Below are 14310 nucleotides of genomic sequence, written 5' to 3'. Positions count from 1 at the left end.
CGCTGCTATTTCAAAGAGGACTCTCAATTCTGTTCTTCACTGCCAACCTTAAAGCGACCAACAGACATTTGTAATTTCTCGGCTACTTCTACTGTTTGTCGTAAAGAGCTAGAGACTTTACGAGAGGAGTCGGACGTGAGTTTAGAAGTTTCGGCAATCTCTTGAATCAAATCAGTAACGCCTTCAGATATTTGAGCTTGAGCTATAGTTGCATCGGAAATTGATTGTACTAACTCGTCAATCTCACGCGAAACTTCAAAAATCTGCTCTAGACTCTGCTTCGCATCGACAACCTGATTGGTACTATCAATGACTTGAGTTCTACCTTCTTCCATTGCCTCCACCACTTCTTTTGTACCTAGCTGAATCGTTTCAATCACCTGTTCGATTTCTTTAATTGCGTTAGTTGATTGAGTTGCTAGTGCGCCAACCTGTGCGGCAACGACTCGGAATCCTTCCCCTTCCTCACCCGCACGGTTCGCCTCAATACCAGCGTTTACAGCCAATAAGTTGGTTTGCAAGGCGATTTGCTGAACTAAGGAAACTACCTTGGCAATCTGCTGGGAGGAATCACCGAGAAGCCTTACCTTGTCAGCCGTTTTTACTACCGTTGTTTGTAAATTCACGATTTTATTTACTGTGCTATCAATGGCTGCTCCACTAGTTTCTGCGGCTGTGGCGGCAGTATGAGCGACAGCCGCCGCTTTGCGGGCATTGTCGGCTACGGTTTGAATTGAATACATCATCTGCTCAACAGAGTTTAAGATGCGGGTAACCTCTGAACTCTGCTTGAGTGCTGCAAGGGAGAGTTGCTCAACAGCCTGTTTATCTTCTTCAAGTGAGGTATTAACTTGAGCCGAGGCTTGTTTTACCTGCACGACAATCTCCCGCAGATTCTCAATCAACAGGTTGAAAAAGTCAGCGACTGTACCAAGTTGACTTTCGCCCACATCAGCCCGAACTGTAAGGTCACCTTGAGCTGTTGCTTCAATATCATCAAGGAGAGCAAGTACTTGGTGCTGAAGTGCTTCTTTTTGCTGGCGTTGCTCAAGGGAATTTAACTCTGCAAGTTGACAGGCTTGTTCGACTTGCTTGGAGACTGATTCCGCTTCCTGACGTGCTAATTCTGCTTCCTGACGCGATCGCTTTAGCTGTTCAAGTAAACTTGCATGGTTGAGGGCAAACCCAATCTGAGCTGCCAATTGCTTTAATAAAGCAGTTTCCTCATACGTCCAGTTTCGGGTGGCCGAGCATTGGTGAGCGCACAACAAAGCTACGAGTTCGCCACCTTGCAAAATTGGCGCAACCATGTTGGCTTTGACTTCTAAGCTTTCTAGAATTTCACAATGACACTGTGAGAAGCCCGCTTCATTAATGTTATTGCAAACGGAGACACGCTGATTTTTGTACCTGTCAATCGATTCTTTTGTGAATGGGTCATAAATGACTTGCCCAATCGCTGAACGCCAGCCAAGTACAACTGATTCTGCCGAGACTATCCCAGTATGTCTATCTTCATAGAAGCGATAGATAACCATGCGATCGGTTTGCAAAACTTTTCGGATTTCGTCAACGGCGATACTGAAGATAGCCTCTGTATTCAAAGATTTATAAATGCGGCTGGTAAATTCTGCAAGTACCAAGGAACGCTCAGCTTGGGCTTTTTGGATGTCCCTCTGTTGTACAAGAATTCTTTCAGAGGCAACGATATTGTCTGCCATTTCATTAAACGTTTGAGCCAGTTGTCCAAGTTCATCGTTGCACAGCGCTTCTGCACGGACTTGGCGATCGCCATTAGCAAATTTTTGAGTGGCTTGTTGTAGTTTTTTGATGGGTTGAGCAATTGTTTTATTTAGCAACTTCACCAAGAGTATTTCTGCTACTAATGCCAAGATGGCAATAACTAGCTGTAGCAATAAGCTTTCTCGGATCAGTGCATTGAGGGCAATTTCTGGAGTTCCTCTCACTAAAACACCAACAGGCTCACCCTTAAAATCAAGCAAGGCTTTGGCAGCCATGGTGTAAGTTTGTACTCCCGGTTGATGAACTCGTCTTGTGACTACCTGTCCGGGAGCAGCTACAGCTTGCTTTAGCAGTGTAGTGTCGTGCAAGGGGCGATGGATTTGTACTTCTGTAGAGTTATCTTGCTTGTTTTGGTTTAAAGAAGTGGCTAGGACAAATTCCCCCGTCGGTTTATGCAGATAAATGCCACTGTAGCCGCTACCGAAAGCCTTTAATGTTTCCTCGACAATTGGCAACTTGTTGTTCACAATATCTCCGGAAACCAAAGCACCAAGAACAGTACCACTCACTGGGTCTTTTATTGGTGTAACTGTATAACGAATGAGTGCATCTTGCTTCACAAAATCTTGAGACAAGGATGGTGACTCTTTAGCTAAGTCATTCCAACTGATAAGACCACTTGCTTTGATTTGCTCTGGCTTCTTAAAAACTTGACTAACTAGATTATTTGGATCGAATGTTTCTCCAATTCTATTACCATGAGCATTAACAATAATGTGCTTATCCTTGCCGACTAGAGTGGCATATTCAATATTACGAGCTTTAATTTCATTTTGGAGAATCTGTTTAACTTGCTCTTGTAGCTCTGGTGTTAGGGATTTGCCTTCAGTATTATAAGTTGCGGATGCAACAATAGCCGGATTATCAGATTGACCCCGGAAGCCAAACCCCATTTGGTTGACTTTGATGTTGTAATTAATTTCAGTAACCGCTAGTTCCGCTTTTGCTTGGTTAACTAACTGAGTACGTCCTGCTGTTATAACTATCAAAGCTCCCACACCCACAAATCCAAAGATAGAGATAAATTGAGAGGTGTAGAGCCGAGTAATTTGCTTACTCTGAATCGGTAAGTTGTAATACCATTGCAAGGGTGAGAATCGACGTTTCTTGGGGCGAGTTATGTAAGGTTGGTCTACTGACTGTTCCTTGGGCAATTTGAGTTCAATCATTCTGTAAGTTTCCGAGACTAACTAATAAATTGATAATAGTTACCACTACAATGGAAGCCCTTAATTCTAGTATCGAATAAGTGCGCGTTCTTTTCCGCTCTTAATTTGACTCCTAGATTTCCCAAGACTCTAACCTCGGAAAATCACCAGAGCGTCGAATTTATTGCCTTTGAACTTTAATAGAGGAATGGTCAGAATTACCTACTTCTTTACTGACCCTAAAGTTTTACCGACTTAAGTAGCAAGTACATTGAACAATGGGGAGATGCACTCAAGTTATACTGCAAGCATTTGTCGGCTTCCTTGACATCCTATTTTAGGTCACTTCTACTATATCTGAGTTATATCGAGTGCGTGACATTACAGTTCTTTTACAAAGGACTAGTAATTAACCGACTGGATACCAGAAATTTCACCTTGATGACCCAACCCCTATTTAAAAGGGAACTAAGAAAACTCCAAGGAATGAAAAAAACATTTTTTCCTCAGCATCTTCTACAGTAGCTCAAGATTTAAAAAGATTAATTAGGTAAAATAGCTGAATAACTTACGCATAAAAGCTTAGAAGCAGTAATTTAATTTAAGTTTTGCTTTAAAATTATTCTTGACTTCATTAACCTAAAAATTACGTAAATTCTAATTGAAAGTAGAATAATTATTACACTTTAGAAAGTAAATATTCGTTGCAAAAAGATAATAGAGAAGGGTATCAGGATTACAACAAAAGCGATCGCACGCTAAATTTCTGGTAGAACTGGCAAGCTTGTCTTGACGGTTGCGAGAGAAGCAGAACGATAAAATGAAAGGTCTTGTCCTCTCTGAATCGTTCTATGACTGGCATCTATCCGGCAACAACACAGCTCGAACGCCATCGGCAGCAATTTCCTGCCCTAGCCAACAAAGCTTATTTTAATTTCGGGGGTCAAGGCACATTGCCACAAGCCTCGCTGGAGGCGATCCAACAAGCCTATGCGTATATCCAGCACAATGGACCCTTTTCAGTAGGGGTCAATGCTTGGATTATGGAAGAAGGGAACCAAACACGAAAAGCGATCGCATCAGAGTTTGGCGCACCTGTAGAAACAATTACCCTTACTGAAGATGTCACAGTCGGCTGCAATATTCCCATGTGGGGAATTGACTGGCAAGCAGGTGACCATATGCTTCTCACCGATTGTGAACATCCCGGCATTATTGCCACGGCTCAAGAAATTGCACGTCGCTTTAAGGTAGAAGTCTCTACCTGCCCAATCATGGCAACCCTGAATGAGGGAAACCCAACAGAGGTCATTGCTCAACACCTACAACCTCGCACAAGGTTGGTGGTACTGAGTCATCTGCTTTGGAATACAGGTCAAGTCTTACCCGTTACCGAGATTGTTGAAGTTTGTCGTAACTATTCTGCGAGTACCCAATTAATCAGAGTTCTAGTTGATGCCGCACAGTCAGCGGGTTCCCTACCTTTGAATTTGACAGAACTAGGAGCAGACTTTTATGCCTTTACAGGTCATAAGTGGTTGTGTGGGCCAGAGGGTATTGGTGGCTTATATATACGACCGGATGCCTTGGAAAGCATTAGCCCCACGTTTAGTGGTTGGCGGGGAATTGTTATGGATGAAGCAGGTAAACCCGTAGGCTGGAAGCCAGATGCACGGCGGTTTGAAGTCGCAACCTCAGCTTACCCACTGTATGCAGGACTACGAGAAGCGATCGCAACTCATCAACAATGGGGAACACCTCAAGAACGTTATGAGCAAATTTGCAAAAGAAGTGAGTACCTCTGGCAGCGCTTATCGGAGTTAGATAACGTTCGCACTCTTGCTACCTCACCCCCAAAAGCGGGTTTGGTTTCCTTTGTCTTAACTAATGGACAATCCCACAAACAACTGGTAAATTCTCTCGAACAGCAGGGTTTCATGCTCCGAACTATCCTTGACCCCGATTGTGTTCGCGCTTGTGTCCACTACTTTACCCACCCCACCGAGATTGACCAGTTAATTGAGGCGATTAAGTTACAACCTAATATCTAGACAAAACACACTAAGAGGTGATTTATAAAGTAAATATTAAGAGCTTGCCTTGCTGTCTTATGTGGCGATCCCCCCCAGCCCCCCTTTTAAGGGGGGAGAATGAGTGTCAAAGTCCCCCTCTTTTTAAGGGGGATTTAGGGGGATCAGAATCTCACGGGGAAGGTAAGAAAACACGCCATAACCCTGCTTTTGAAGGGCGTTGGAGAGCAGATTTTCTTTATAAATGACCTCTAAGACAGGAAGACAAAATAGACGAACTACTCTAAATTTTGAAGCCAATGATGCACAGTTATATTCCACCTGATCGCTTTTTTCCTTATCTGACTTGGACTGATATTCAAGCGATGCCGGATAAGGAAAATGTCGTAATTATTCAGCCTGTTGGGGCAATTGAGCAACATGGGCCACATTTACCGATTATTGTAGATAGTGCGATCGCCGTTTCCGTCCTTGGCAAGGCTTTAGCGAAGCTCGATTCATCGGTACCCGCTTATGCGTTGCCACCTTTGTACTATGGCAAATCAAATGAACACTGGCACTTTCCCGGCACGATTACCTTAAGCGCACAAACGCTTTTGACTGTACTGGTAGAAATGGCTGAAAGCATCTATCGCTCTGGGTTCCGGAAGTTGGTGCTGATGAACGCCCACGGCGGACAGCCTCAGGTGATGGAAATTGCTGCACGGGATATTCATCAGAAGTATGAGGATTTCCTGGTTTTCCCGTTATTTACTTGGCGAGTACCGCACATTGGTAAGGAGTTGCTGTCACCGAAAGAGTTGGAATTGGGTATCCATGCTGGCGATGCAGAAACGAGTTTATTGCTCTCGATTTTGCCAGAACAGGTGAAGATGGAAAGAGCGGTAGCTGAGTATCCTCATGGTTTACCGGAAGACAGTTTGCTGAGTATGGAAGGTAAATTGCCCTTTGCTTGGGTGACGCGAGACTTAACCCAGAGTGGGGTGTTGGGTGATGCAACCGTGGCGACGAAGGAAAAAGGCGATCGCTTGCTAGAATCTGTCTCTGATGGTTGGGTACAGGCGATTCAAGATGTTTACAAATTCCGTCAGCCTCAAGCCTATAAATCTCAGTGATTTACCGGATTTGGGAGAGGGTGCGATTCGCACAAAATGGGAATAACCTTCCCTGGATATCAAAGAATATGCCTGACACAGAACTAGATATAACGTCTCTGCTTGCGAGGATTTCACAACTCGAAGAGCGGCAAAATATCGTGTCGAAATATATGGTAGGGCTGAAACGCCAGTTTGACGGAATGACTGAGGCGTTGCAGCAGATAGAACCTTTGAGGGAACAGGTTTCGGAGTTACAACAGCGTTTCAATCAACTACCAACTTCGAGCAACAGCTTGGACGATGCCGAAACTGCTAGCGGTGCGACTGAATCTGTGAGTGTTGATGATGCCGAAACTGAGGAGCTGTCTTTTGAACAGGTTGAACAGCAACAGCATCAAGAATTGGTAGCGTCAACAGAATCAGTGGTACATCATGCTGAAGTCGGAGTGAATGCTGAAACGGCTGAAGCTGAAAAAGATGAGGAGATTGATGCAGTTGTAGAAGAGCAAAATCCTACAGCTTTCAATGATGAGGAATTTAAGACAGAGAGAATAATGTGGCTGCTCAACAGAATTTATGCGGTTAAGGAAGAGAGCCAAGAAACACCTATCAGTGCTGAAGAATTTTTGAAGCGGTGTAAACAGGGAGAACAAGATTTTACTGAGATTAATCTCGCTGGAGTAAATCTAAGTGAACAATACCTCAATGGGAACTTGAGTAAAGCGAACCTGAGTAGAGCAAATCTCAGTTGTGTAAAGCGGGGTACGCTTAACCTGAGCGGTGCAAAGTTGAAAGAAGCTGAACTGTGTGAGGCAGAGTTAAGCACGGTAAATTTCGGTGAGGCAAACCTAAATGCTGCAAACCTTCATAAAGCAAGACTTTATGGGGCAAAGCTAGCAAAAGCAACACTTATCAAGGCAAACCTCAGCGAAGCTAATCTTCAACAAACAGATCTGAGTGAAACTAATTTGACTCAGGCAAACCTCAGTGGAGCAAATCTATCGCTACAGGCAAATTTGAGTAGCGCAAACCTTAGTGCAGCCAACTTGAGTAGGTCAAACTTGAGAAAGGCAAACTTCAGCAGAGCTAATCTGAGTAATGCCAATCTGAGTAAAGCAAACTTGTTGGATGCAAACCTTGAAGGAGCAAATCTTCAAGGAGTCAATCTTCAGCAAGCAATTTACAATGCAGCCACTATCCTTCCTCCAGGTTTTAATCCTGCCAAAGTAGGTGCTTACTTCATCGCTCCAGAGGCATTACTGATAAAGGCAAACCTAGCTGGTGCTGACCTAAGTCAAGTCAATCTGACCATGGCAAAGCTACAAGGGGCAAATCTGATCAAGACAAATTTTGCTAATGCAAAACTCCTTCAGGCAAATTTGAGTGGTGCTAACTTAAGTGAGGCAAAGTTAGAGGGAGACTTTACTGCGGCAAACCTGAGTGGCGCTAACTTAATGACGACCAGCTTGAGTGGTAACTTTACTGCGGTTGACCTGAGTAATACGAATCTGCAAAACGCAAACTTGTCTCAGCCAAATTTTAGCGGAGCTAATCTGACTGGGGCTAATCTGGTTGGTCTAAATCTTCAGTACATGAACCTGAATGGGGCGAACTTAAGCGGGGCAAACCTCTGTGGTGCTGTCCTCTATGGAATCAAGCTGAGTGGGGCAAACCTCACTTGCGCTGACCTTCGTGGTGCCGATCTAAGAGGAGCAAACTTGGAGAGGGCAAACTTGAAAGGAGCAAACATAAGTGGGGCAGACTTTGGGCAAAAAGCAAACCTCACTGGTACTATCATGCCTGATGGCACAGTTCATGAGTAGACTTTGCTGATGTTCTGAATTAGCTGGGTACGCAAAAGAGTTATGCCTTTGGTAGGCTTCGCCAACGTTTTTTGAGCTAAATTATGGTATTTTTCAAGTCAATGAAGTACAGATTGCTGGTAGGGGCGCACGGTTGTGTGCCCTTAACTGTATTGCACTGAATCGAAAATTGCTGTAAAAAGCGATCGCACTTTCTTCCTCTCGTTAACAATTGGTACTTCGTCAATTTTTACCGAGGTGTTCCAACAACTCCAATGTCTGCTGCGGTGTAACTAAAGTATTAGCGCAGAGGATGCCAGAAGCCGCAACTGCCGGAACTCCAATTCCTGGCATAGTGCTGTCACCAACACGGTATAAACCAGAAATCGGTGTTTGTGAACCGGGAAACATCCCTTTACCAGCCGCTATAGCAGGGCCATAGGTTCCTTGATAGCGGCGTAGATAATGGGAATGAGTTAGGGGTGTACCAATCAGTTCAAGCACAATGCGATCGCGTATATCCGGAATCACTCGTTCTAGAGCCTTAAATAAAGGTTGCGATCGCGTTTTTTTCTTCTCCTCATACCCCTCATCCCGATGCCAGCCTTCGTAAGGTTCCAACGTGTAAGCATGAACAACATGATGCCCCTCTGGTGCAAGACTTGCATCCCATACAGAAGGAATGGAAATCATACAGGTATTACCAGGCTCTGTAATATTTTTACTCGCATCGTGAACAACCACATGATGCCCTGTTAGATTCTCTAACCCCTCCGCCCGGATACCCAGGTGTAAGTGCATAAAGCTTTCAACGGCTGGTGTTTTTAGAGAAGATTCTCGATAAGACGGAGGTAAGTCTTCTTTGAGTAGCAACGTGTTATAGGTATCCCAAATCGTTGCATTGGAGATGACTACAGGCGCTTTGATAATTTCACCTTGCCGCAACCGGACACCAACAGCTTTACCCGATTCCACCAGAATTTGCTCGACATGAGCATTCAACCGTAATTCACCACCCCAGCGCTTCAAGCCACGCACCAAAGCTTCAACAATTGCACCACTTCCCCCCACTGGATACTCAACACCAGCACGAGTACGTTCGCCCAACATGAACGCTACCTCTGGGGCGATTGTGCCATGCGCTTTCAGTCCAGAAAGGAGAAAGCATTCTAAATCAATCAATCGCCGTACCCATGAGTCATGCACCTCTTTGTCCATGACATCACCAACAGAACCCTGGATGACACCAAGTTGCGGCAACATTTTTAACACCGAGGGGAAATAGCGTCCTAGTAAGACAGAAATAAGCTGCCAATCTGCTCTCAGGGCAATCGTTGGAACATCCCGTAAGGCTTCATAAAGCGGTAACAGGCGTTTTTCAAATTGTTCCAGTTCCCTTGCTCCAGTAGGAGTAATTTCTGCGACAGCTTCCCGGTAGTGTTCGGCGTTGCTGTAAACCGGAAACGTACCTTCTGGAAAATGGTAATGTCCCATCGGGTCATAGGGAACAACTTCGATCGATTCTCCCAGAACGTCTAGCACTTGTCGTAAAGGGTTGAGACTGGGGCGTTGCTTACCCAAACCACAGTAGAACGAAGGCCCAGAATCAAACTCAAAGCCTCGTCTATGAAAACTATGAGCGGCACCACCTGCGATCGCATGACTCTCGCACACCAGCACAGCTTTCCCATAACGAGCCAGCAAGGCACCTGCCGTTAACCCGCCAATGCCGCTACCAATAACAATCACATCAAGGCTCATATTAAGTGTTGTTGGTTGTTTGTTGTTAGTTGTTTGTTGTTATAGCGGTTGTCAGTTGGATGAGGTACAGCTAAAAGCCGTGAAACTGCGCTACTAGTCAGGAAAACAAAAAAGCTGATGGCTGATAGCTGATAGCTGATAGCTGATAGCTGATAGCTGACTGCTATATCACTCAGGCTTACCCGTTGGCGGAGTTGTCTGGTAGGTTCCTGCACCTTCTGTTCTAGTAGGTCGCCCAATGTCAGTAGGTGGTTGATACTCACTACCTCCCCTAGTCCCTCCCCGACGAGAAGGACTACCAACAGGATTGGGCGAACTTTCTCCCGTAGTTGGTTCTGAGTCAGAGCCAAGTGTAGGGTTCATCGGCAAAAGCGGCAACGATAGCCCCAAAGCACCGACTAAGTTAGCACCAAGTACCTTTGCACCTGTTAAGTCGGCTGTACTTAAGTCAACTCCGGCAAGATTTGCTGCACTAAGGTCAGCACCGCTTAGCTTAGTACCGTCCAGATTAACGTTGACTAGATTGGTATATTTCAAATCAGCCTCACTCAAGTTGGTATTGCTGAGATTGGCTTCAACCAAATTGGCACCCGTGAGATTAGCGCGGCTCAAGTTCGTACTGAGGAAATTCACCCCAGCGAGGTTGCTACTCGATAGATTTGCCTCACTGAGATTGGCATTTTCTAAGTTAGCGCCAACTAAATTCGCTCCACTCAAATCAGCACCCACTAGGTTAGCGTTCTTGAGGTCAGTACCACTCAAGTCACATCTTCGACAAGTATTGGTTGTTTGTAATTGTCTAACGTGGTCAGGGTTTGCCGCCAACGCTGGTGCAGTCAAGCAAACTGATAGGAACAAAGTAGCGAGTGAATAAGGTTTGAGTTTCATCTTTTTTACAGAGAACAATGCCTGTGATGCAGGCTGTTTCGGTTTTGGCGTAGATGTGTCCCTGAGCGAAATTAAGAACTTAAGCGATCGCTTCCAGTCGTACACAAGCGCGATCGCAACTTGCAACATTTAGGAGAAAGTCAGACTAAAAGCATCAGCCATAAACGACAAAACCCTTGCCTTGGCTTTACTTCAGAGCCAAGGCATCTGACTTTTAACTCCAAAGCTATCAAGTATACCAATCGGATGAGTAGTTGCTCGGCCTTCAGAAATGCGTCCCATGACATAAGCAGGTAGACAGAAGTAGTCATTCCTAAATTTTGCTTTCTTTTAGAAAGGATCGCATAGGATTTGGGGGAAGTTCAGATGGCAAAAGAGGTACCAGACCAAGTAGCTTATGCTGCTGGAGGCTTTTTCAGTTTTGCGATTACTTGCATTCTGATGGCTTTTCTAATAGGGGTTGGCATGGGTATCGGCGCTCGGCAGTTTTATTCGACCATATACAGCCCAGATGCAGTTTTGCCACAAGCTAATGAAAATGAATAATAAGCTGCTCTAACAGTCAGAAAAGGGCAAAGTTGAAGAAGGCAGAGGGTTCGTTGCCATTCCCTCTGCCTCCTGCCTTATGCCTTTCTGGGTCAAAGAAAATCCTTTTCTCCTTGCCTTGCGATTTACCTGTAGTCGCTTAATTGGCAAAACTATAGATTTTTTGAGTTGTTAAATTGTTGCAGATCGAGGAAGGTCGCTCAGTTAAGGGGAAGGTTTGCCGATCTAGCTGGACTTGTAAGCTAGTGAGTGGGTCAGTACCGGAGGACACAAGGAATTCCATGCGTCCTAGTTGCTGCCATTCACTCAAATTATCCAAAATTTGAGCGATCGCTTGCACGTAGGGATGGCGTTCTGATTTGAACCAATCTGGTGCAGCTAGATGGGCTTGGTCAAAGCCTAAGTGAACAATTAAGGACGGTTTGCTAAATAAAGCGATCGCAACAGGTCTTGCTTCCTCTTGCAATAACAGGTGTTGGCTATGGACTAGATGCCTTAATTTCTCCAAACGCTCGTAACGTTCGGTTATAGGTTGCGGTGCATCTTGCCACTGAATTGCGACAGTGACTAAATACGTCTGCAACAGCATATGACCCAATTTTTGAGCCTTGGTTGCAAGATAAGTTGTGTTGTAGTCGTTTGATTCAATCAGCAGTGGCACACGATCAATGACCTCAATCCCGTAGCCTTTTAAACCAGCAATTTTTCGGGGATTATTCGTAATCAAGCGAATTTTTTTGACACCGAGGTCATTGAGCATTTGCGCTCCCATGCCATAGTCCCGCAAGTCTGCTGGAAATCCTAAGCGTTCATTGGCTTCAACGGTATCTAGTCCCATATCCTGTAGCGAATATGCCTTTAACTTGTTAACTAGACCAATCCCTCGCCCTTCTTGTCGCAGATAGACAACGACACCTTGTCCAGCACTTTCAATCATTTTCAGCGCTGCTTGCAACTGCATCCGGCAATCACAGCGCAGCGAACCCAAAGCATCACCCGTTAAGCATTCAGAGTGCATCCGCACCATGACAGCATTGTCTTCAAACTCAGCCAGGTTTCCCTTGACAATTGCCACATGTTCTGAACTATCTAAGGTGTTGCGATAAGCGTAAATCTGGAAACTACCAAAGTTACTAGGTAATTCGGCGATCGTCTCTCGATAGACAAAGCGATCGTACTTGAGGCGGTAACTAATTAAGTCAGCAATGCTGATAATTTTTAGTTGATGCTCTCTAGCGTACTGAATCAACTGGGGTAGACGCGCCATTGAGCCATCTGGATTTTGGATTTCACAGATGACACCTGCGGGATAAAGTCCGGCTAGCCTGGGGAGATCAACTGCGGCTTCTGTATGACCTGCCCGTTTTAAAACACCTCCCTCTCGTGCCCGGATCGGGAAAATGTGACCAGGACGGCGCAAATCATCCGGTTTTGTTTCTGGATTGATAGTCACCTGGATTGTTCGTGCCCTGTCTTCTGCGGAGATGCCAGTTGTAACACCCAAGTGTGGAGACGCATCAATACTTACCGTAAAGGCAGTCTGGTTACTATCGGTGTTTTTGGTAACCATTAAGGGGAGATCCAGGGCATCAAGGCGATCGCCCATCATGGCTAAACAAATCAGCCCCCGTGCTTCGACCGCCATAAAATTAATCATGTCGGGCGTTGCAAACTGCGCGGCGCAGATTAAGTCCCCTTCATTTTCACGGGATTCGTCATCAACCACCACCAAAGCACGACCTGCTTTCAGGTCTGCCAAAGCCGCATCAATCGAGTCAAATTCAAACGAAACAGTTTGAGACGCTTCCACTGCAAGTGTACGAGTTGAGCAACCCGTAAAGATTTCTAAAGTTTGGTTCTAATTTGATTGTATCCCGTTTGTTTAAGCAAAGGCATTGAGGATGTTGCTCTTGAAAATTCTCGAAAAATCCCTCAAATTTATACCACCAAAGTTCACTTTTGATACTAGAATGCAGCAAATGTTAAACCCTATTCAATCTCAGCTTCTTAGGAAAAAAATATGATGGGTGATTTAAAACGCCTACCCGTAGGAATCATTGGCGCTTCAGGTTATGGTGGCGTGCAACTTGTGCGACTGTTGATGGATCACCCTGGAGTGGAAGTGGTTTATTTGGGAGGAGATAGTAGTGCTGGCAAGCCATTTGCTGAACTCTACCCCCACTTAGCCCATCGCGTTGATCTGATAATTGAGCCGATTGATCTCGATGAAATTGCTAGCCGTTGTCAAGCGGTATTTATCTCATTGCCAAATGGTTTAGCCTACCAGATGGCACCAACCCTAATCTCAAAGGGATGCAAGGTTCTCGATCTCTCCGCCGACTATCGGTTCAGTAACCTGGAGACTTATAAAAGCTGGTATGGTGGAGAGCGACAAGACCAGGAAATTGCAGCAACGGCAGTTTATGGATTACCGGAACTATACCGCGATCGCATTACTGACGCTCAGTTAGTAGGTTGTCCTGGTTGCTATGTCACGACGAGTCTACTGGCGCTCGCACCACTTCTCAAGCAAGGCTTAATCATCCCAGAAACAGCAATTATTGACGGAAAATCTGGGACATCAGGTGGAGGACGAGCCGCAAAAACCAATCTTTTACTCTCAGAAGCCGACAACTCCCTAGCGGCATACGGCGTTGCTCATCACCGCCATACCCCAGAAATTGAGCAAATTTGCAGTGATTTAGCAGGGCATGATGTCACGGTACAGTTTACGCCTCACCTAATTCCAATGGTGCGAGGCTTACATGCTACCGTTTATGCAACTATGCGCGATCCAGGACTAGTTAGAGAAGATTTACTAACAATTTATACCGCATTCTACCGAGCCTGTCCGTTCATTAAGGTGCTACCTGGTGGTATCTATCCCCAAACGAAGTGGGCTTGTGGTACCAACCTGTGTTACATCGGCGTTGAAGTCGATCGCCGGACTGATCGAGTAATTGTTATGTCAGTCACTGACAACTTGATAAAAGGTCAAGCAGGACAAGCCATACAGTGTCTGAATGTGATGATGGGTTGGGAAGAAACTATGGGATTACCGCAGTTGAGTTTTTATCCCTAGATATTCGCAGCGAAATCCCACCAGTTCTGAAAGCAGGGGAAGCAGAGGGAGAGTTTTTGCTGGTGGGTTATTTCTACCAATTCTGTCTGGTAACCAACGCAGTCCTTACCAACCAATAACCAATAACTAACAACAAAAAACCCTCAGCGTGAA

Annotated in this window: 10 protein-coding genes; 6 read left to right on the top strand and 4 right to left on the bottom strand. The window is 45.2% G+C overall.

What is annotated here, in order from left to right; genetic code table 11:
- Positions 1-23 precede the first annotated feature (23 nt).
- Complete coding sequence (locus H6F98_RS11090) at positions 24-2972, bottom strand: methyl-accepting chemotaxis protein (RefSeq protein ID WP_192218742.1); 2949 nt, start codon at positions 2970-2972, stop codon at positions 24-26.
- Between the two features lie 830 nt (positions 2973-3802).
- Here H6F98_RS11090 and H6F98_RS11085 point away from each other — a divergent pair.
- The 3 genes from H6F98_RS11085 (at position 3803) to H6F98_RS11075 (ending at position 7901) form a co-directional block, all read left to right on the top strand.
- Positions 3803-5002, top strand: a complete 1200-nt coding sequence (locus H6F98_RS11085) for an aminotransferase class V-fold PLP-dependent enzyme (RefSeq protein ID WP_192218741.1) — start codon at positions 3803-3805, stop codon at positions 5000-5002.
- A gap of 281 nt (positions 5003-5283) precedes the next feature.
- Positions 5284-6096, top strand: a complete 813-nt coding sequence (locus H6F98_RS11080; protein ID WP_192218795.1) for a creatininase family protein — start codon at positions 5284-5286, stop codon at positions 6094-6096.
- Positions 6097-6164: 68 nt separating this feature from the next.
- Positions 6165-7901, top strand: a complete 1737-nt coding sequence (locus tag H6F98_RS11075) for a pentapeptide repeat-containing protein (protein ID WP_192218740.1) — start codon at positions 6165-6167, stop codon at positions 7899-7901.
- Between the two features lie 222 nt (positions 7902-8123).
- Here H6F98_RS11075 and H6F98_RS11070 read toward each other — a convergent pair whose 3' ends face one another.
- Positions 8124-9641, bottom strand: coding sequence for an NAD(P)/FAD-dependent oxidoreductase (locus H6F98_RS11070; protein WP_192218739.1), 1518 nt, complete (start codon positions 9639-9641; stop codon positions 8124-8126).
- Between the two features lie 168 nt (positions 9642-9809).
- Complete coding sequence (locus H6F98_RS11065) at positions 9810-10529, bottom strand: pentapeptide repeat-containing protein (protein WP_192218738.1); 720 nt, start codon at positions 10527-10529, stop codon at positions 9810-9812.
- On the opposite strand from H6F98_RS11065, the gene H6F98_RS11060 reads away from it, so the two are divergent.
- A complete protein-coding gene (locus tag H6F98_RS11060) occupies positions 10519-10662 on the top strand; it encodes a hypothetical protein (RefSeq protein WP_192218737.1) in 144 nt (47 codons plus the stop codon). The two genes, H6F98_RS11065 and H6F98_RS11060, sit on opposite strands and share 11 nt — an antisense overlap.
- A gap of 233 nt (positions 10663-10895) precedes the next feature.
- Positions 10896-11075 carry a hypothetical protein gene (locus H6F98_RS11055; RefSeq protein ID WP_192218736.1) on the top strand — a complete coding sequence of 60 codons (180 nt, stop codon included), beginning with the start codon at positions 10896-10898 and terminating at the stop codon, positions 11073-11075.
- A 139-nt stretch (positions 11076-11214) separates the two neighbouring features.
- Here the strand turns inward: H6F98_RS11055 and ribBA are convergent, their stop codons facing one another.
- Positions 11215-12885, bottom strand: a complete 1671-nt coding sequence (ribBA, locus tag H6F98_RS11050) for a bifunctional 3,4-dihydroxy-2-butanone-4-phosphate synthase/GTP cyclohydrolase II (RefSeq protein WP_192218735.1) — start codon at positions 12883-12885, stop codon at positions 11215-11217.
- Positions 12886-13098: 213 nt separating this feature from the next.
- On the opposite strand from ribBA, the gene argC reads away from it, so the two are divergent.
- Positions 13099-14157 (top strand): N-acetyl-gamma-glutamyl-phosphate reductase, encoded by a 1059-nt coding sequence (gene argC, locus H6F98_RS11045; protein ID WP_192218794.1) that lies wholly within the window; start codon positions 13099-13101, stop codon positions 14155-14157.
- The last annotated feature ends 153 nt before the right edge of the window (positions 14158-14310 follow it).

The organism is Microcoleus sp. FACHB-SPT15, assembly GCF_014849525.1.
GTDB classification, from domain to species: domain Bacteria; phylum Cyanobacteriota; class Cyanobacteriia; order Cyanobacteriales; family Coleofasciculaceae; genus Symplocastrum; species Symplocastrum torsivum.
The sequence above is the reverse complement of the archived record's forward strand: the minus strand, read 5'-3'. Positions and strand labels throughout refer to the sequence as shown.

Bases quoted from the DNA above. Each gene is read 5' to 3' on its own strand.
- H6F98_RS11055 (WP_192218736.1), top strand. From the start codon at position 10,896: ATGGCAAAAGAGGTACCAGACCAAGTAGCTTATGCTGCTGGAGGCTTT.
- H6F98_RS11080 (WP_192218795.1), top strand. From the start codon at position 5,284: ATGCACAGTTATATTCCACCTGATCGCTTTTTTCCTTATCTGACTTGG.
- H6F98_RS11090 (WP_192218742.1), bottom strand. From the start codon at position 2,972: ATGATTGAACTCAAATTGCCCAAGGAACAGTCAGTAGACCAACCTTAC.
- H6F98_RS11085 (WP_192218741.1), top strand. From the start codon at position 3,803: ATGACTGGCATCTATCCGGCAACAACACAGCTCGAACGCCATCGGCAG.
- H6F98_RS11075 (WP_192218740.1), top strand. From the start codon at position 6,165: ATGCCTGACACAGAACTAGATATAACGTCTCTGCTTGCGAGGATTTCA.
- argC (WP_192218794.1), top strand. From the start codon at position 13,099: ATGGGTGATTTAAAACGCCTACCCGTAGGAATCATTGGCGCTTCAGGT.
- H6F98_RS11065 (WP_192218738.1), bottom strand. From the start codon at position 10,529: ATGAAACTCAAACCTTATTCACTCGCTACTTTGTTCCTATCAGTTTGC.
- H6F98_RS11070 (WP_192218739.1), bottom strand. From the start codon at position 9,641: ATGAGCCTTGATGTGATTGTTATTGGTAGCGGCATTGGCGGGTTAACG.